General features: G+C 57.5%; 19 protein-coding genes and 4 pseudogenes. 9 read left to right on the top strand and 14 right to left on the bottom strand.

Annotated features, from left to right (window positions below; all coding sequences use genetic code 11):
• Positions 1–11: 11 nt before the first annotated feature.
• The 3 genes and pseudogenes from BJ6T_RS00180 to BJ6T_RS00175 all read left to right on the top strand — a co-directional run bounded on the left by BJ6T_RS00180 (position 12) and on the right by BJ6T_RS00175 (position 1,428).
• Positions 12–398 carry a hypothetical protein gene (locus tag BJ6T_RS00180; RefSeq protein ID WP_014490265.1) on the top strand — a complete coding sequence of 129 codons (387 nt, stop codon included), beginning with the start codon at positions 12–14 and terminating at the stop codon, positions 396–398.
• Positions 395–496 (top strand): annotated as a pseudogene (locus BJ6T_RS48085) (P-type conjugative transfer ATPase TrbB); the annotation flags it as partial. The gene BJ6T_RS00180 and the pseudogene BJ6T_RS48085, both read left to right, overlap by 4 nt.
• Positions 497–1,032: 536 nt before the next feature.
• Positions 1,033–1,428, top strand: coding sequence for a GFA family protein (locus BJ6T_RS00175; protein ID WP_014490264.1), 396 nt, complete (start codon positions 1,033–1,035; stop codon positions 1,426–1,428).
• Positions 1,429–1,756: 328 nt separating this feature from the next.
• Here BJ6T_RS00175 and BJ6T_RS48080 read toward each other — a convergent pair whose 3' ends face one another.
• A complete protein-coding gene (locus tag BJ6T_RS48080; protein ID WP_011082871.1) occupies positions 1,757–1,996 on the bottom strand; it encodes an AAA family ATPase in 240 nt (79 codons plus the stop codon).
• A 166-nt stretch (positions 1,997–2,162) separates the two neighbouring features.
• Here BJ6T_RS48080 and BJ6T_RS49075 point away from each other — a divergent pair, with 166 nt between their 5' ends.
• Positions 2,163–2,285: a hypothetical protein gene (locus BJ6T_RS49075; protein WP_256379488.1), complete on the top strand. Its 123-nt coding sequence runs from the start codon at positions 2,163–2,165 to the stop codon at positions 2,283–2,285.
• A gap of 109 nt (positions 2,286–2,394) precedes the next feature.
• Here the strand turns inward: BJ6T_RS49075 and BJ6T_RS00170 are convergent, their stop codons facing one another.
• From BJ6T_RS00170 to tnpA, 5 genes are all read right to left on the bottom strand, one after another.
• Positions 2,395–2,676 carry a helix-turn-helix domain-containing protein gene (locus tag BJ6T_RS00170; protein ID WP_011082870.1) on the bottom strand — a complete coding sequence of 94 codons (282 nt, stop codon included), beginning with the start codon at positions 2,674–2,676 and terminating at the stop codon, positions 2,395–2,397.
• Positions 2,677–2,933: 257 nt separating this feature from the next.
• Entirely contained in the window at positions 2,934–3,290 is a 357-nt protein-coding gene (locus BJ6T_RS00165; protein ID WP_011082869.1) for an ABC transporter permease subunit, read from the bottom strand.
• A 12-nt stretch (positions 3,291–3,302) separates the two neighbouring features.
• Positions 3,303–3,605: a transporter substrate-binding domain-containing protein gene (locus BJ6T_RS00160; RefSeq protein WP_014490263.1), complete on the bottom strand. Its 303-nt coding sequence runs from the start codon at positions 3,603–3,605 to the stop codon at positions 3,303–3,305.
• Positions 3,592–3,948, bottom strand: a complete 357-nt coding sequence (gene tnpB, locus BJ6T_RS00155) for an IS66 family insertion sequence element accessory protein TnpB (RefSeq protein WP_011082867.1) — start codon at positions 3,946–3,948, stop codon at positions 3,592–3,594. Before tnpB ends, BJ6T_RS00160 begins: the two co-directional genes overlap by 14 nt.
• Entirely contained in the window at positions 3,945–4,370 is a 426-nt protein-coding gene (gene tnpA / locus BJ6T_RS42950; protein WP_011082866.1) for an IS66-like element accessory protein TnpA, read from the bottom strand. Before tnpA ends, tnpB begins: the two co-directional genes overlap by 4 nt.
• Positions 4,371–4,448: 78 nt before the next feature.
• Here tnpA and BJ6T_RS48075 point away from each other — a divergent pair.
• Positions 4,449–4,603 (top strand): annotated as a pseudogene (locus BJ6T_RS48075) (TrbI/VirB10 family protein); the annotation flags it as partial.
• Between the two features lie 179 nt (positions 4,604–4,782).
• Here BJ6T_RS48075 and BJ6T_RS00150 read toward each other — a convergent pair.
• Positions 4,783–4,986 (bottom strand): polysaccharide deacetylase family protein, encoded by a 204-nt coding sequence (locus tag BJ6T_RS00150; RefSeq protein WP_223154120.1) that lies wholly within the window; start codon positions 4,984–4,986, stop codon positions 4,783–4,785.
• A 324-nt stretch (positions 4,987–5,310) separates the two neighbouring features.
• Between BJ6T_RS00150 and BJ6T_RS00145 the strand changes: the two genes are divergently transcribed.
• A complete protein-coding gene (locus BJ6T_RS00145; protein WP_011082864.1) occupies positions 5,311–5,496 on the top strand; it encodes a hypothetical protein in 186 nt (61 codons plus the stop codon).
• A gap of 82 nt (positions 5,497–5,578) precedes the next feature.
• Here the strand turns inward: BJ6T_RS00145 and BJ6T_RS00140 are convergent, their stop codons facing one another.
• The 4 genes from BJ6T_RS00140 to BJ6T_RS00130 all read right to left on the bottom strand — a co-directional run bounded on the left by BJ6T_RS00140 (position 5,579) and on the right by BJ6T_RS00130 (position 8,782).
• Positions 5,579–5,818, bottom strand: coding sequence for a recombinase family protein (locus tag BJ6T_RS00140; RefSeq protein ID WP_014490262.1), 240 nt, complete (start codon positions 5,816–5,818; stop codon positions 5,579–5,581).
• Between the two features lie 64 nt (positions 5,819–5,882).
• Entirely contained in the window at positions 5,883–7,463 is a 1,581-nt protein-coding gene (locus BJ6T_RS00135; RefSeq protein ID WP_011082862.1) for a recombinase family protein, read from the bottom strand.
• A gap of 92 nt (positions 7,464–7,555) precedes the next feature.
• The gene (locus BJ6T_RS42940; protein WP_011082861.1) at positions 7,556–7,843 is read right to left on the bottom strand and encodes a hypothetical protein; all 288 of its coding nucleotides are present in this window, start codon (positions 7,841–7,843) and stop codon (positions 7,556–7,558) included.
• 96 nt (positions 7,844–7,939) lie between these two features.
• Positions 7,940–8,782, bottom strand: coding sequence for an acetoacetate decarboxylase family protein (locus BJ6T_RS00130; protein ID WP_011082860.1), 843 nt, complete (start codon positions 8,780–8,782; stop codon positions 7,940–7,942).
• A gap of 1,182 nt (positions 8,783–9,964) precedes the next feature.
• Here BJ6T_RS00130 and BJ6T_RS00125 point away from each other — a divergent pair.
• Complete coding sequence (locus BJ6T_RS00125) at positions 9,965–10,723, top strand: glucose 1-dehydrogenase (RefSeq protein ID WP_011082858.1); 759 nt, start codon at positions 9,965–9,967, stop codon at positions 10,721–10,723.
• Positions 10,724–10,768: 45 nt separating this feature from the next.
• A pseudogene (locus BJ6T_RS00115) lies at positions 10,769–12,528 on the top strand (oleate hydratase).
• Here the strand turns inward: BJ6T_RS00115 and BJ6T_RS48070 are convergent.
• On the bottom strand, positions 12,529–12,954 hold the full coding sequence (locus tag BJ6T_RS48070) for a hypothetical protein (RefSeq protein ID WP_223153801.1): 426 nt from the start codon (positions 12,952–12,954) through the stop codon (positions 12,529–12,531).
• Positions 12,955–13,272: 318 nt separating this feature from the next.
• On the opposite strand from BJ6T_RS48070, the pseudogene BJ6T_RS00110 reads away from it, so the two are divergent.
• Positions 13,273–13,497 (top strand): annotated as a pseudogene (locus BJ6T_RS00110) (ATP-binding protein); the annotation flags it as partial.
• 675 nt (positions 13,498–14,172) lie between these two features.
• Here the strand turns inward: BJ6T_RS00110 and BJ6T_RS00105 are convergent.
• Both BJ6T_RS00105 and BJ6T_RS00100 read right to left on the bottom strand, forming a co-directional pair.
• Entirely contained in the window at positions 14,173–15,282 is a 1,110-nt protein-coding gene (locus tag BJ6T_RS00105) for an IS630-like element ISBj5 family transposase (RefSeq protein ID WP_011085265.1), read from the bottom strand.
• A gap of 156 nt (positions 15,283–15,438) precedes the next feature.
• Positions 15,439–15,729 (bottom strand): hypothetical protein, encoded by a 291-nt coding sequence (locus tag BJ6T_RS00100; RefSeq protein WP_011082854.1) that lies wholly within the window; start codon positions 15,727–15,729, stop codon positions 15,439–15,441.
• Positions 15,730–16,292: the final 563 nt, after the last annotated feature.

Genomic DNA, 16,292 nt, shown 5'->3' with positions numbered 1-16,292 from the left:
ATCCTGATGTCATGAAGGCGCTATCGGCCTACGCCGCCCGGCGCGAGCAGTCGCTGTCGCTTATCGCGGAAGCCGCGATCGCTTCCTTTCTGTCGCCGGACGCCGATGAACGGCGAGAGGCTGCTACTGCCAAGCGTCTTGACCAGATCGACCGCCGGATCGCGCGCCTTGAGCGGGATGTCGGGATTTCGGTCGAGACTATCGCTCTCTTCATCCGCTTCTGGCTCACGACAACACCATCACTCCCCGAACCCGCCGCCAAGGCCGCGAGAGCACAGGCCGGAGCGCGTTATGATAATTTCCTTGCCGCATTGGGCCGCCGGCTCAATCAAGGGCCGAAACTGCGGCAAGAAATCCCGGAGGATGCCCAGCAGACTGACTCGTCCCCAGGCGAGTGATGCTCAACCCCGACGGTCGGCTCTGGATCGATTGGCTGTCTGGCGGGTTGGAGGATAGCGGACGAACGATGTCCGCCGCCGACGGCGAGCGGATCGTGGACCATCCAAAAAGTGTTAGGCGACCCGCGTGCTCAACTGCGAAATGCATGCCCTCCCCTGGATCAACTCGATCAGAGGCGACCCCCTGGCCCCGTATGCGACCGTCTGATGCGAGCTATATCCCTCGACGGCCTGCCAGGATCGACTGCGACCTAGCGAGTGATGTCAACGGGATGAGGGGGGATCCTGTGTTTGCGACAATTGTACAAGCGTTGCCAAGATTGCCTCAGTCGAAGACACGGATAGTGTTCGCACATTCACGCTCGATTTCCCAGACTGGTTAACCAATGACCTCGCCATTGAAGCGGGCGTATCTTTAGACGGTGTGTGTCTCAAGGCGACGACTGGCATTTCTTCCACCCGAGTTCTTCTCGACTCCAATCGAGCGAGTAAGCCAGGAGCCAATCAGCGCGCCGCGCCCGTGACTTGCTGGCGGAGTTGCGGCTATTATGTGTTTGCGAACAGGATCAACGAGATTTTGTCAGGCCCCATCCGTTGATCTATCTTCGGTCGGGCTTCTAGAGACAAACCGCCGATGATGAAGACGTACACCGGCTCGTGTCACTGCGGCACCGTCCGTTTCGAGATCGACGCCGATATCGACCATGTGCGGGTTTGCGACTGCTCTATCTGCTCGAAGCGTGGCGCGCTGATTTATCGCGTCGCCGAGGGCGACTTCCGGCTCCTGACGCCCCTCCAGGAGTTGTCGGTCTATCGCTGGGGTTTATTCACTGCGGCTGACTATTTTTGCCCGGTTTGCGGTATTTTGCCGTTCCGCAAACCAAGCCAGCCCACCGCAGCAGAACGCGAAGCCGGCATTCGGCCGTTCGACGGATGGGCAGTGAACGTGCGTTGCCTGAAGGACTTCGATCCGTTTTCAGTGCCCGTTCGGCAGATTCACGGCAGCAGGCTGACAATTGATTCGCCATAGCGGCCCTTGCCATGGACTTTCCGTTCGACTGCACGTGTTTATAATTGGTGATGTTCGTTGGACGTCGGCACTCAAAGAACGAAATCGGCCCTTTCCACCACGCTGAGTTTGGGAGTAGTGCCACTTCATAGCCGAGCATCGGGAAAACCTTCAGAAGATGCTCGTTTTCGACAGGCATCCTCGAAATCATGACGCGTCTCTTGATCGGTCGCGTGGATGGCCGGCCAAGGCGGAAGCGATGAACACGCGTCGATGATAGTGGCGTGCCTGTCCGAGTTCCTTGTCGCCGGCTCGCCTGTCACGCGTTCGAGACCCGCTGCGGCGTCGATCAGGCCGCGATCGAATAAACCCAGCCGTCGAACGCACTCGCTCGCGTCAGGTTTTCAAGGGAAAGATCAAACGCACTGTGCAGGCGCGCTTCAATACCTGTCCCGGGCAACGCGGGAACGCCCGACTCCAATTCCTTCCTTACGACCGGGCGTCCAGGCTCATCTATCGTCGCGTAGCCGCGTCGGCCGAGTTCGGTCAGCAGCGTGGACTTCCCACAGCCGGGGCATCCCGAGATCACGGCGAATCGATCAGATATTCTTCAAGCTCAATTGGCGCTCCAATAGACTTGCCTGATGAGGCGTAATCTCCGCGCCTTTGCGCCTCCGGACACATCACACGTGGACTACGAAAGATCGCCCCAGTGGGGATGAACCCGGTTGCCGTGGTCAATCGGCTGCGTACAAATGGTTGAAAAAGTCGAGGCAATTGCGATTATCGAAGTCTCCTCTTCCGATGCGACCGCGCCCGCCAATGCATTTCGCGAACCTGCATCCGGCAACCAGTCGTCACTCACTCCCGTGCTGTGAAACGCACTCCAATTTAATCACAGCCCTGTTCGGCCGGCAAAGAAGGCTTGTCGGGCGAAATTGGTGTTCTAAGTCCCTCAATTGGCTACGTAGAAGCCGTTGAAATTCGCTATTTTTTCTTGCGACGTGGACCCGCTGGCTTGCGGCTTTTAGGCAAGGTCTTCGGAGACCTAGCACCTTTGGGCGGCAGAACAAAGAACTCGGACAACTGCACGTCCAGCGTTTCGGCGATGCGGTCGAGAAGATCAATCGTCGGGTTCTTCGATTGCCGCTCAAGACTACTCATGTAGGAGCGGTCGATCCCGGCCTTCCAAGCCAATTGCTCCTGCGAGATACCCCGATTCACGCGAATCCGACGCACATTCCAGGCTACAATCGCACGAGTTTTCATACGTCAACTCATGCCATGGTGCTAGGCCTCAAAACACTGGCTATAATCCCGCTATTATTTCTTGGTCGGTGTTCCTCGACGTGATCTAGCCTCAAACGCGGCCGGGACCGTGATCGATGCACGTGGGCAGTCGGCGTCCCACGCGCTTCGCACGATGCCCGCGGCTTAGGATGTCGACAGTGTATCGGGGTATTTCGCCTCTAAGCTTTGGCCTATCTCCGAAAAAGCGCTCAAGACCGCATCGATCTGATCCCGTCCTATTCCAGCGTAGATGACCAACCGTACGTATCGATCGCCATAAGGGACGACAAGCACGCCCAATCCCGCTTCACCCAGCGTCCAAGATTTGAGGGCAGGAGCTCCGGAAAGACGTAGAACCACAGGAACATCTGGATCAGCAATGGCACGTTCCGAAAGAGAGCTGTGTAGACGAAGCCTATTCCACGCACCGCTCTCGATCGAGCAGTGCGGGCTGTACCGACTAAGGTTCCGATCGCAAGCGCTAGGAGGAAGCTCACCACCGCCATGACTATTGTGAGACGCAGACCTTCCAGCAGCCATCCAAGCTGCGGCTGCTGGAAGAGAATACTCCAGTTCCAATTGTAGGAGAGCATTCGACCCAGCCGCTATTGAGGGACTGCTTGCGCTTGCAAAACGGTCTCGAGCTTCTCGCTCAGTGGAATTCCAAATTGGTCAAACCACTTGTGGTAGAGAGATGTTATCTCTCCCGAGCGAAAGAGCTCGGCCAGCGTCTTGTTGACAGCCAAGCGAAACGCAGAGTCGTCACGGCGCATCATTAACCCGTACGGCTCGAAGGAGAGCGGGCGGCCGACGACCTCCAGACGGTCGCGAGCCGGCTTTTGTCGCAAAGTGTAGAGGATCGCGTCGTCCGAACAAAACGCGTCGGCGCGATCGCTATCGACAGCCAAGAGTCCTTCTGAAAAATTCGAGATGTTTAGGATTTTCACGTTTGGGACCTTTAGTTTCTGGACCCATCTGCGCCGCCGAGATCGATACTGCGCCGTCCGACGCCGAAGGCCATATGAACTTGCCGCGATCCAGGCGCTTGGCGTAGAGCGACATGCCCAGCCCGTCATGCCAGAGGATCTTGACCAGATCGCCGCGGCGACCCCGGAAGATGTAGAGATCGCCAGCATGAGGATCGCGCTTCAGGCTCTCCTGGACCGCAAGCGCCAGGCTTTGCATCCCGCGGCGCATGTCGGTGTGGCCGGTGGCGATCCAGACCCTGACGCCGCTCGGGATCGGGATCATCGCCGTCTCAGAAGCTCAAGAACCCGCTGCAGCGCCTCCGCGTCCACGTCCCGGTCAACGCGCACGCGACAGCCGCCCCCAAGCTCGATCTCGATAATGCCGGCCCGTGCACGTTGCGCAGGCGGTGAAGACACCGGTTGTGGCGCGCCACTCGAGATCGGAGCCGCCGCAGGCGTCATCTCAACCGGAACAAGCACCGGCGCGGCATCCCCGCTCAACTTGCCTTCCCGCGCCAACCGGCGCCACGTGAACAATTGGCTTGTCGACAGCCCGTTACGTCGTGCCGTGACCGACACCAGACGTGGCCCGCCATAGCTCTCGGTGACGATTCGCTGCTTTTCTTCCAATGTCCAACGACGTCGAGCGCCTGTCGAGACGACTTCAAGTCGGGAAACCTTCGGCATAGGCATATGGTCAGTCATACGCCTATGTCTTCATCCTCCATCAAACCGCACAAGGCGGTCCTCCCCGGAGCGATACGTCGTCTATGCCGAGTCGCTGGACGACCTAGCAGCATCAGCCAGACTGGCCAGCAGATCTGCAGCGCCAGCTCAACATCCAGCCGACGCTGACCATCCGGCCAGGTTTCCCCGTGCGGGTCATCGTTACCCGCGATTTGGTATTGGCACCCTACGGCAAGGGAGGAACGCCATGACGAAGCTCAAACTCGGTCCGCTACGCGACATCCCGGTCTGGCGTATCTTGATCCATCATGCGTTGCCGAACGCGGCCGTGCCATATTGACGGTGCTCGGGTTGCTTGTTGGGGGAGTGGTCACGGGCTCAATCCTTGTTGAGACGGTGTTTTCGTGGCCCGGGATGGGCAATCTGCTTATCACGTCGATCGGCAGCTGTGGTGCGCTACGGTGTGGCCCTGGGCGGCCATACGCCGCACGAGCTCGGGAAATTCCGCCGAGGATCGGCCCACCAGAAAGAACGTGGCTCGCGCGCATTCCTGTGCGAGCGCAGCCAACACCTTATCCGTGTTCGGCGGCCGCGGTCCGTCATCGAAGGTGAGGACGACTTCATAGTCCGCCATCTGCGAGTTCGGTTTGATTCTACGCTTCATCGCGCGATTCAAACACGGTGCACCTTTGTGTGTCGATATAATTAATGACTCAATACGTGTTATACAAAAGAATACAACTTAAACGTTGACATGGCCGAATGGTATTTCCTATCGTCGCATCCAGAAAACCTCGTACGGCAGGCGTAAGCCATCTTGCGCGCCGGCAGTTTGCCGAAGGCGTAACTGACGATCGTAGAGCGCTCCGTAGGGAGCGCTCTACGTATTTGAGCAACGCGGCCGGCAAAAGCCGGCATCTGATGGCCCCGGCACGCTCCGAAAAGGTGGTAATAACCCGTGCGAGACCTGATCATCGAAGCCTTTGACAGCGTCATCCGCTGCGAGATCGCGGAAGCAGACGACGTTCGCAAGGAAATCGCCCAGCGCGGCGCCTACTGGGCCGGCGACGAGATATGGAAGCTGGGCCGCCAAGTCGCCGCGCTGCGCAAGCGTATCGCCGAGCTGGAAGAAACCGACGCATGATCTCAGCAGACCGCGAGTATCTGCTCGATGCCCCTCTAGAACCGTGGCTTCAATCGCTTCGAGCGGCACCGTGCGCCGGTTATCACAGAAACCAGTTTCCTTCATGCGCGTGCAGATCGTTTGCCTCAGCAGTCATCCACTGCTCGCGCGGGTTTTCGCGGCTGATGCGCTTGCCGGTCTCCGGGACCTTTATGAACCTTTGGCGGTTCCAGATGATCCGCCCGGCGTACTGAAGGATGCCGTTCAAGCGCTTGCGGCTACCGTCAATGGTCGAGGCGTTCCAGGCGCCGCCACGTGGCCCGGGTACGCCTTTCTTGTTCAAGGCAGTTGCGATGTCGCGTGGCGAGTTGCCGCCTTCAACGGCTTCTTCATCTGCGGTGTTAGACTCACGAAGGCTTTTCCTTGCCGACGCATTCGATGAGGAAGCGTGACAGCGCTTCGAACGTGTCAAATCGGTTTATGGTGCGGCCCTTATAGACTTCCTTTGAGAACCAGAACATGCGACGACTGAAGGTGAGCCACGCCGAGGGCATCAAGACATAGTCGAAGATCGCTTCGTTCTTCTCGTCCAGCCGAACCGCGACAACCCATCCCTTCGGCCACCTCACGCGGTATTGCAGCGTCCAGCGCAAGGGCCGGTTTTCATAGTTGCGGCATCTCGCGACCCGAAAGACGACATTCACGACATTGTCGATTCGAAGACATTCAGTCGAAGCATTGAGGGTGGCACTGCGACCAAGTCTCTCGAAGGCGTCTCGAAGGCGAGCAGCATTGCTAAGCTGAAGGGCGGCCCACCGTTGGTGCGACGCGTATTTGTCAAACCATTCTTGATTGCCGTTGTACCCAATAAGACGGTAGATGTTCCGCAGCGCGCCGAAGTGCAAAACATACGATGACATGGACGGCAGTCCCGGACTTGAATTGATAATCGTCTTACTAAGCTTGCCTTTCTTCATCAGGACCTTACGGAGCCGAAGCAACATTTCCTCTTCGGGAATGCTGACGCGCCCCTCACCCATAATCTTTTGCGCGCGCCGGAATGCGTCGCGATGGACGATAGGTTCGATGGCATTCTCTTTTCTGATCCAGAGCTCCCTTGGGTTGCGCGTCACCTTGGCGCCAAGTTTTCTGCTTTTGCGATTGTAGGTCAGAACGCCGATATAAGCTTCGTTCCGGAGGAGGTCACCGACAGCCTTTCCAAGCCACGGTCTTCCCTGGCTATTCAAGATCCCTCGCTGGTTGAGCTCTCGGGCAATGGTGGCCTGCGATTTGTGACGGAGATATTCGTGGAGAATCCAATTCACGATCTCGACTTGATCGGGCGCACCGGGGATGAGCTTGACATGGTCGGTAAGCAAAGATTTGCGCTGGCCGATCGTTAAAATGCCCTTCGGTCTGCATTGATCGTCGACGAGACGTCGTTGGAACGCGTAAGCCGTAGGGCCGCCCATTTTGAAGCCGCGATGCGTCAGCCGGACTGACCCTGCGAAAACTTTGGCGGAGAGTTCCCGACTGAACTCAGCCGCCATCACTCTCTTAATATTCTTCATGATGCTGGCGAGAAGGCTTCCGTCATTGTCGAATTGCTCCGCGCAATAAGCAACCTCGACGCCCGCCCTGCGGCAGATGAACTCGTAGTGCGCGCTCTCGTCAACGTCCTGAAAGCGTCCCCATCGGCTCACGTCGAAGACAAGCAGATGAGCGAAGTCAGCGCGTCCCGATTGCACGTCTTCAACCAGTTCGGTAAGGCCCCCCCGGTTTTCGATTCTGAGGCCGCTTTCTCCCTCGTCACGATAGGTGTGGACGATGGTTAGCTTGTGAAGTTCGGCGTAGGTCGCGATGACCACTGCCTGATTCTCAATCGAGTATTGCTGGTAATCCGTCGACATGCGGACATACTGCGCCGCCCGTCGCGCTTTCTGCGACTGAGGCAGACGTTTCGCGTGTACAACAAGGGTGTTCCCCATGTTGCCTCCCCGCGGCTATATCGCGCCGCGCTGTATTGCGCATCGCAAACCATTTAGGCGCATCATCAAGTCCGCGCCATCGGAAAGTGTATTCAGAAAGAGTCAACTGCTATGTCGTTTTTCTTGAAAGCACGTTGCGGCGGGCGAAGCGAGCTGCAGAGAAATGCGGGTTTGCGCTTTTGGGCCCGTAGCCGACATGTCCGGCGCAGCTCTTTCGTCTGCTTCTGACGAGGCAACCAGCAGGATATCGTCGTTGTCCTTGTCGATGATGTTGAACGCCCATCCATCATGGCTGTGGCGATCGCCACGTCGGCCTTCTTCTCCTTATTGCCGCTATTCTTGTTGTAGACGTGGGTCTTGAAGCCGGCCTTGTCGACCATCTTCCAGAATGAGTCGCCGGGGAGGTGAACCCCACATACCGCCCGTCAGCTGGCAAACCGACAGCGCTGGCAGCAATTTAGGATTGGATGAATTCTTCAAGCTCGTCGATCATCGTTTACCGGGTTTGATTCCTCCGAAAGGATATCAATGGCCTCGAGCCTTGCGTCATACTCCTCGTATGTGCCGAGCAGGGCTTGGCCAACTGTCAAGTTGTGCACGGGATCGATAATCGAGGGGGAGTCGTAAGTTAGGGAGGTTGGTCCAGTAAATAGAACTTCTTCGCCACGCTCGTCGCGTCGCAACGTTCGGTCCGTACACCATTTGACGAGTTGCGTGACCTCTCCCTTCCCGGACTCAATGATGGGCGGCAGCTGCCGAACCGAGTAGAAATTCGTCCGCGCAGAATACATCTGCCGCGAATCCGAGCTCATGCGCTCGTCTGGTTGAGCGGTAAGGGTCAGCAGGCGCTTGCCTTTCGGACGCTCGAGCGTACCCTGAATTAGACCGCCTTCTCTGATCAGTCTAATGTGCGCCAGCTTTTTTGGAGCACCAAGAACCTCTCGTCCCGAGGCGAGAGCTGCATCATTTACCGTCACGTAAATGTAAGGGATGTAGTAGCCAGTCTCGCCGTCGGGATCACGAACTTGAATTCCTGAATAGCACTCCAAGTATGGCCCGACAGTGCTTGAGCGATAGCTCGCGACCCCCACAATGGCGATTGCAGGGTTTGCTGCAGGTGCTAGTTCCTTCGGCAATAAACAATTCGCCTCGTGCCCCACGCTGAACATAAGGTTTATGGCTTGGCAGCCGAGAAACGCACCGCCACGATTTTTGCCCCCATGGTAAAGAGGCGCATCAAGCGGAATGCCTTTGACGTCGGGCATCGCATCCTCCTTGATCTCAGAACAATTCGCGCGGTTGGAGATTGAGCTATTCATCTCACCGCGCCTCTCCGGTTGTTGAAGCGCCCCTGAAGCGACTGTACTGCGCTGGCAGCGATGTGGGTTCGGTAGTCCGTGCGGCACATCGATCCGGTGATAGCGATCTTCGCTACGCGAGGCCGCAGTGCCGTTTCTGCGCCTTGCACCTCAATCCGCCGGATTAAACGATCCGAAAACATCCGACACGCTTGACCTTTTCCATTCTAGAAGCCGGCAGCTGTCCTGTGCTGCCGGATGCGCCTGATTGTGCATCCATTCCGGCGGAGCCTGCTCACCGATGATGACGTCAAGGCGAGTGGGTGATTCCTATTTGTCTATCAGTCGTTATGCAACGTCGATGCCAGGCACCTCGTGCGGTTTATACGGCTCACTGGCTGACGTCAAATTGGGTACGAGTGACCCGACAACTTTCGACCCTTGTTCTGTTGCCTTCCTCGCTTGTCCGATTGACGACGCGATGTCGAAAGCCCGACATGATCAAGTATCCGGACAGAAAGTCGATGAGGCTCTCTCACGAGTTTTCGCAACAGCCTCGATTAAACCAGATCAGCGTAACATTGTCGCTGCGCATGGTCGAAAACGCAGGCCCTGACATCGCCGTCTCGGTGGAGAGTCGGAAGACCTCCGGCGCCTGTGCAAGAGTCACGTGAGGCTGACTTCCCATCAGAGTCTCGGCGCGCCGATTGCACGGAATGGATACTCCAATTCGCAAGACTAAGGAGAACCTCATGCGTTCTGCGCCCCACTTTTCGATCCACAAGGAGCTCAGCACCGTTCGGCACCGGTATCGCTCCGCTCGCGGGTACCGATCCTATCTCCGAAACCGGAGGAAATTCGGTCGCAAATTGTCGGCGTCTAGAAGGCGGGGTAGTTCGGCAAAGCCAATGCAATAATCCAAAGGATGGCTAACGCCTGAGCGGCGGAAGCATGTTCGCGACGTGAAATCGTTATCGAAGTGCTTTAGCGCCAATTTACACGGGTACTGCGCACAGGCTTTGGGAATCAAAGATGATACGTAGCAGAGGGCAGATCGCCAAGAGTCCGGGGCGTGGTGCAGACCGCAACTCTTGGCTTGCCCGACTTTCAATGCTCGTTCTCAACCATTTTGATCAACACGCCCGTCATCCTTTTTGATGCTGAAAACCCCTGCACCGCCACTGATCGAGGGAACCAAGAGTTATGGGACGTGTGAGCGAAAAAGTCATTTTGGTAACCGGCGGGGCTCAAGGGATGGGGGCCGCTCATGCGCGCCTGCTGGTAGCCGAGGGCGCGAAAGTCGTGATCACCGATATTCTTGACAATGAAGGAGCGACTTTCGCGGCCGAACTTGGCCCATCCGCGATCTATGTGCGTCAAGACGTCGCTCAGCCAGGGGAATGGTGCCAGGCGATTGCGGCTGCGGAGGGCAAGTTCGGCGCGGTGCACGGCCTCGTCAACAATGCAGGCATAGCGAGTATGGCTCCCATCGAGCGGTTCCCGCTCGAGCAGTGGGAGAAGACCCTGGCTGTCAATCTCACCGGTGTATTCTTGGGAATGCAGACTGCCCTACCTGCGATGCGCCGCGCGGGCGGAGGCTCGATCGTCAACATCTCGTCGGTCGAGGGGATGAGGGGTAGTCCTGGGCTTCACGCCTATGTTGCTTCCAAGTTCGGCGTGCGGGGCATAACGAAGTCCGCTGCCTTGGAGGCCGCCGCGTCCGGCGTTCGCATAAACTCTATCCATCCGGGCTTCATCAACACTCGGATGACAGAGAACATCGATCTTTCCAGTTTTCCAATTCCGCTCGCGCGGCCAGCCGAGCCGCAGGAAGTGTCACAGGCAGTCTTGTTCCTGCTTAGCGACGAGTCCTCTTATCTTACCGGCTCCGAAATCGTCGTCGATGGCGGTCTGACGATCGGCGTCCCGCAGAAGGGTCAGGCGGTCGAAAACATCTTCTGACTATCAGCGGACGGATTGTCACATCAAACGAGATCGAATGTCGCGATGTATTACACCAGTGGAAATTACGAAGCTTTTGCTCGGCCCCGCAAACCCGCCGGCGTGGATAGCAAGACAGCATGGTTCGTTGGTTCGGGGTTGGCTGCGCTCTCCGGCGCGGCCTTCTTGATCCGCGACGGGCAGTTGCGTGGCGACCGTATCACCATCCTCGAACGACAGACGGTTCCGGGGGCGCGTTGGACGGTTGTCAGGATCCGGAAAGGGGATTCGTGATTCGAGGTGGTAGAGAGATGGAGGATCATTTCGAGTGTCTCTGGGATCTGTTTCGTTCGATCCCATCGCTCGAACTTGAAGGCGCCAGCGTGCTCGATGAGTTTTACTGGCTGAACAAGGATGATCCGAACTACACACTACGGCGGGCGACGGTGAAGCAGGGGCAGGATGCCCATACCGATGGCCTCTTCACACTGAGCGAACAGGCCCAGAAAGAGCTGATTGCCCTTTTTCTTGCCACTCGTAAGCAGATGGAGACCAAGCGCATCGACGAAGTGTTCGGAAGAGATTTCTTCAACAGCAATTTCTGGCTCTATTGGCGGACCATGTTCGCCTTTGAAGAATGGCATTCAGCCCTCGAGATGAAACTTTATCTGCATCGATTCATCCACCATATCGGCGGCCTGCCGGATTTCAGTACGCTGAAGTTTACCAAATACAATCAATATGAATCGCTCGTTCTGCCGTTATCCAAATGGCTGTTGGCGCAAGGCGTCAACTTTCGCTACGGGGTCGGAGTCACCGATATCGATTTCGACATAAAGCGTGGCCGCAAGCAAGCCACAGCCATCCGCTGGCTGGAGAATGGCATTGAGGGCAGTCTCATTATTGGCGCCGACGATCTTGTTTTCATGACGATCGGGTCGCTGACCGAAAACTCGGACATGGGGGACCATCACACGGCCGCCAGGCTCAACGAAGGACCGGCGCCCGCCTGGGATCTGTGGCGGCGTATTGCGGCCAAAGATGCGGCCTTTGGACGCCCAAATGTCTTTTGCGGCAATATTCCTGCAAGCAAATGGGAATCGGCGACGATCACGACCCTGGACAAACGCATTCCAGCATACATCCGCAAGATCGCCAAACGCGATCCGTTCAGCGGCAAGGTTGTCACAGGAGGCATCGTTACGGTGAAAGATTCGAGCTGGTTGCTCAGTTGGACCACAAATCGCCAGCCGCATTTCAAGCGCCAGCCCAGCGATCAAGTCGTCGTCTGGGTCTATTCGCTATTCGTCGATAAAGCCGGCGACTACGTGAGGAAACCGATGCAAGATTGTACGGGCGAGGAAATCACGCAAGAATGGCTTTATCACCTCGGTGTGCCGGTTGCGAGTATACCGGAACTCGCCGCTGGGGCCGCCAAGACGGTCCCGGTGATGATGCCCTACGTCACTTCCTTCTTCATGCCGCGGCAGGCGGGCGACCGGCCAGATGTTGTGCCGAAAGATGCGGTCAATTTCGCCTTCATCGGCCAGTTCGCGGAGTCGGGTGAACGGGATTGTATCTTCACGACGGAATACTCCGTTCGGACCGCGATGGAAGCCGTGTATATCCTCCTCAAGATTGAACGTGGCGTGCCCGAGGTATTCAACTCGACCTATGATATTCGCAAGCTGCTTGCAGCAATGGGTAGACTGCGCGACGGCAATGAAATTGAGATCCCGGGACCTGCGTTCCTGCGCGAGCTCATTCTAAAAAAGATTGAAGCGACTGAGCTTGGCGAACTACTCAATAAATATCACCTGAGGTGATTAAGGCAGCGGACGCTGCGGCTTCGCTCGGATAGAGAAGCGCTGTCCTGCGCCGTGACGGCTCGGACTCGCCAAGGCGCGGATCAAACGTTCGCGCCGATCTTCCAGGCAACCTTTAGGCGTACTCTGGAATTCGGTGTTCTTTCGGCTTGATGTTATTCTCGCCACACGCATCCGATTAACCTCTTGCCACGAGGTGAGGGCGAAACTAGCTAGTGGCTCGTCACAGTGATCTTGATGGTTTGATACCGGCCAGCTTAGGATAGGCAAGTTTTCTGGCGGCACAAGGACTTCGATGCTTCTGGGGATGCAGGATTCGGCGGGTGGCCGTCCGGACATGTGCGAATAGGTATAGATGAACGCCAGATAATGGCCCTGCTTCTCGGTAAAGCGTGCGCCTGGTTTTTGACTCATGGATCGATTCATCCGTGCCTCCTTAGTCGTCCGTGAAGAACAGGTAAGGGGCTGATCTGGAGTCGTTGTTTTTCGGCTGCGGCGATTTTGTGATTGCAGGCTTTGACAGTGCGGTAGCTCGGAACCTGCAATTTGCAGTTTGAGATTCCCTCGAATCGCACGGCATGATTCGGCGCTCGTATCGGGAGGAGCCGATGCGACCGAAGAAGCCGAAGGCGACGGACGAAGGTGATCTGTTCCGGGCCAGGCTCAAGCAGGTCATCAACATGGAGCACGAACTGGTTCAGCACGCCGGCAAGATCAATTGGGACTGGATCGACTATCGACATGAAGGCGCCGCGCGGGCTCGACAAGCCGCTGTTCCAAAAGCTCGTCGCCGGCGAGTGGATCGACCGGCATCAGAACCTGCTCATCATCGGCCCGACCGGCGTCTGCAAGAGCTGGATTGCTTGCGCCTTGGGCCACAAGGCCTGCCGCGACAACCGCTCCGTGCTCTGTCAGCGGCTGCCGCGGCTGTTCGAGGCGCTTGCCCTCGCGCGGGGCGACGGCCGATGGTTGGGTTGCCGATGAGCTCCGCGCTTTGACTTCCTTGTAGACGTTGCTGATCGACATCGCGGATGTTGCGACACCGCGCCATCGACGAACCGCGTTCGGATGCGAGATCGGCGTGATAGCCATCGATCTTGGCGAGCATCTCCTGCACGAGCGCCGGATCAAAGTCGATAGCGACTGCTGCTGACTTTGCCGTCGTTTGTCCCTGTTGCGTTGCTTGGCCTCGGCGAGCTCTCATGCGCTTGACCTTGCCGATGATGGCGTTGCGAGATACGCATCGCCACCCCTCGCAGACACCGAGTGGCCCGCGCTCCACATGCATTGCAGAAGCGACACCTCCTCAGAATCCCATGCCGATGTGGCTTGATTGACCATCGTTCGTCATCGTCACGAGCACGAGTCGATGGTCGTTTTGATTGTCGCCAAAAGCAGTGCGTGTCGATGTTTACGCTTGTTCGCCGCTATTCGATGTTCGGAAAGGTTTTTGGCTGCGACGATCGGCCTGCCTTATAAAATAGGCAGACGAACGTGTATTTATGCCTGCGGTTGCATCGTGTCCGGAAAGTTGATCCGCTTACGTTAACGGCTGTTGACAACATGCGTTAACGGCGTTGCAATCACCAGCACGACAAACGGCGGTGAGTTTACCAACTAACAACAGCAGCTAGTCACATGAATCTAAAGTTCGCCACATAGAGTCTGCTGGGCTTTGTGGCAAAAGCGTTTGACGGAAGCCAAGATCTGGTCTGCGGACTTGGTCCATTTGAAGGGCTTCGGGTTGTTGTTGTGCAATTCGATGAAGGTACGGATGTCGGCTTCGAGCTGCCTGACGGAGGTGTGAACACCTCGCCGGATCTGCTTTCTGGTGAGTTCAGCGAACCAGCGCTCGATCTGATTGATCCACGACGCGGAAGTCGGCGTGAAGTGGACATGATAGTGCGGCCGGCGAGCGAGCCACGCTTTAATCTTGGGGGTCTTGTGGGTAGCGTAGTTGTCCATGACGATATGGACAGCGAGCCCCTCAGGGATTTGAGCGTCGATCTCTTTGAGAAACTTCAAGAACTCGAGCGCCCGATGGCGCTTGTAGCATTTGCCAATGACGAAGCCGGAAGCGACATCGAGCGCGGCAAACAGCGTGGTCGTACCATGCCGCACATAGCTATGCGTGCGACGTTCCGGCACCCCAGGCATCATCGGCAAGACCGGCTGCTCGCGATCGAGTGCCTGGATCTGGCTTTTCTCATCGACACTGAGGACAACGGCTCGGTTAGGCGGCGACAGATAAAGCCCGACAATATCGCGCACCTTATCGACGAATAGCGGATCGCTCGATAGTTTAAATGTCTGGCTGCGGTGCGGCTGCAAGCCGAACGCCGTCCACATTCGGCGGATCGTGGTGTGAGAAAAGCCAGTATCCGCAGCCATCGAGCGGATCGACCAGTGCGTTGCGTCGGGCGGCGTCGTACGCAATGTCCGCTCGATTACCTCGGCAACCTGATCATCGTCGATGGTTCGAGGGCGGCCCGGGCGGGCTTCGTCAAGCAGGCCATCACAACGATCCTTCAAGAATCGGCGGCGCCACTTGCCGACGGTGTGTTCATGGATGCCAAGTTCGGCAGCCACAGACTTGCTTGGCAGACCATCTGCACACCGCAGGATCGCGCGGCATCGCTCAGATAGCGATCGGGCTACACGATGACGACGAACTTGCCTCTCCAAGTACGCCCGCTCCTGCGAACTCAGCACCAACGGCGCGATCGGCCGGCCTTTCACACCTGCATTCGCCACGAGCGCTCTCCTCTCTAGAGATCCGAGCGATCAACTAATGTCACGAACTTCCGTTCCAGATGACTAGACCACGACGGCGTTACTGCTCGCACACGGCTACTAGCGTGGGTACCCGAGCGTTTGCGCGGAAGGATGGGCCATGCAGTCGATCCCTTGCTAGGTGTCGTCGGTGCCGGGGATCGTGCCGTTCTCGGAATACTGCCAGAGCTTCCGGTGCCGCGACGCCGACGTCTCCGGAGGTGACGATGCTGACGTCGACTCGACTTCAACCATTTCAACAGCGACGATGCAAACTTGGTCGCTTGGATCAGCCCTGCGGGCAGCAGGCCGCCGGAGCCGCCGCCGCCGCCGCCGCGGATGGTCGAGCAGCGCCTGGACGGCCTCGTGCAGATCGTCGAGCGGCTCAAACCCACCTTCGAGAAGGTCGTTCAATTCGAGCCGCAGCATCTCGTCATCCCAATCGGTGCGTCGAAGGCCTCGAAGAGACGCGACCAAGCGCGAAGCTCGAGACAATACCCGAGAGTGTACCAACAGCAACGGGACAGCTCGCAGAGATGGAAGCAAAAGTAAAAAGATCAAACAGCGTCATAGCAAGTCCGCCGATCTGGAAGCTAAGCGCGCGCTGAACCGCCTGAAGGAGGTTGACCCGGAGGGATATGAGGCCTTCCTTCGTAAGCGCGAGAACCGCGGGGACACTGGCGGTTTCGGCCCGGCTGGACGGGCGAGGCCATAGTCACCACCACATTCCTCGCCGTCGCATTCGCACAACTCTGGCGCGTCGTCGCCATGCGCAGCAGCCGCTCCGGTACCGTTTTCAACGAGTTCACGCGCAATCCATGGGTCTGGCTGCGCTCGGCCTGTACGGCCCTCTGCTCGCAGTCCCTCTCTACTGGCCGCCGATGACAGAGGTCTTCCACGTCTGCCACCGACGCTCACGATGTGGAGCATTGTCGCGGGCTACAGCCTGACGCCGATGCTGCTAATTCAGGTCAGCCGCGCCGTCATCGTGC

It is taken from the genome of Bradyrhizobium japonicum USDA 6, assembly GCF_000284375.1.
Lineage (GTDB): Bacteria > Pseudomonadota > Alphaproteobacteria > Rhizobiales > Xanthobacteraceae > Bradyrhizobium > Bradyrhizobium japonicum.
The sequence above is the reverse complement of the archived record's forward strand: the minus strand, read 5'-3'. Positions and strand labels throughout refer to the sequence as shown.

Coding starts and splice junctions, on each gene's coding strand:
- BJ6T_RS00150 (WP_223154120.1), bottom strand. CDS start 4,986: ATGGCGGACTATGAAGTCGTCCTCACCTTCGATGACGGACCGCGGCCG.
- BJ6T_RS00100 (WP_011082854.1), bottom strand. CDS start 15,729: ATGCTGCGGCTCGAATTGAACGACCTTCTCGAAGGTGGGTTTGAGCCG.
- BJ6T_RS00130 (WP_011082860.1), bottom strand. CDS start 8,782: ATGAATAGCTCAATCTCCAACCGCGCGAATTGTTCTGAGATCAAGGAG.
- BJ6T_RS00125 (WP_011082858.1), top strand. CDS start 9,965: ATGGGACGTGTGAGCGAAAAAGTCATTTTGGTAACCGGCGGGGCTCAA.
- BJ6T_RS00165 (WP_011082869.1), bottom strand. CDS start 3,290: ATGCTCTCCTACAATTGGAACTGGAGTATTCTCTTCCAGCAGCCGCAG.
- BJ6T_RS00180 (WP_014490265.1), top strand. CDS start 12: ATGAAGGCGCTATCGGCCTACGCCGCCCGGCGCGAGCAGTCGCTGTCG.
- BJ6T_RS00175 (WP_014490264.1), top strand. CDS start 1,033: ATGATGAAGACGTACACCGGCTCGTGTCACTGCGGCACCGTCCGTTTC.
- BJ6T_RS00170 (WP_011082870.1), bottom strand. CDS start 2,676: ATGAAAACTCGTGCGATTGTAGCCTGGAATGTGCGTCGGATTCGCGTG.
- BJ6T_RS48070 (WP_223153801.1), bottom strand. CDS start 12,954: ATGAATCGATCCATGAGTCAAAAACCAGGCGCACGCTTTACCGAGAAG.
- tnpB (WP_011082867.1), bottom strand. CDS start 3,948: ATGATCCCGATCCCGAGCGGCGTCAGGGTCTGGATCGCCACCGGCCAC.
- BJ6T_RS42940 (WP_011082861.1), bottom strand. CDS start 7,843: ATGGTCGACAAGGCCGGCTTCAAGACCCACGTCTACAACAAGAATAGC.
- BJ6T_RS49075 (WP_256379488.1), top strand. CDS start 2,163: ATGGTTGAAAAAGTCGAGGCAATTGCGATTATCGAAGTCTCCTCTTCC.
- BJ6T_RS00135 (WP_011082862.1), bottom strand. CDS start 7,463: ATGGGGAACACCCTTGTTGTACACGCGAAACGTCTGCCTCAGTCGCAG.
- tnpA (WP_011082866.1), bottom strand. CDS start 4,370: ATGACTGACCATATGCCTATGCCGAAGGTTTCCCGACTTGAAGTCGTC.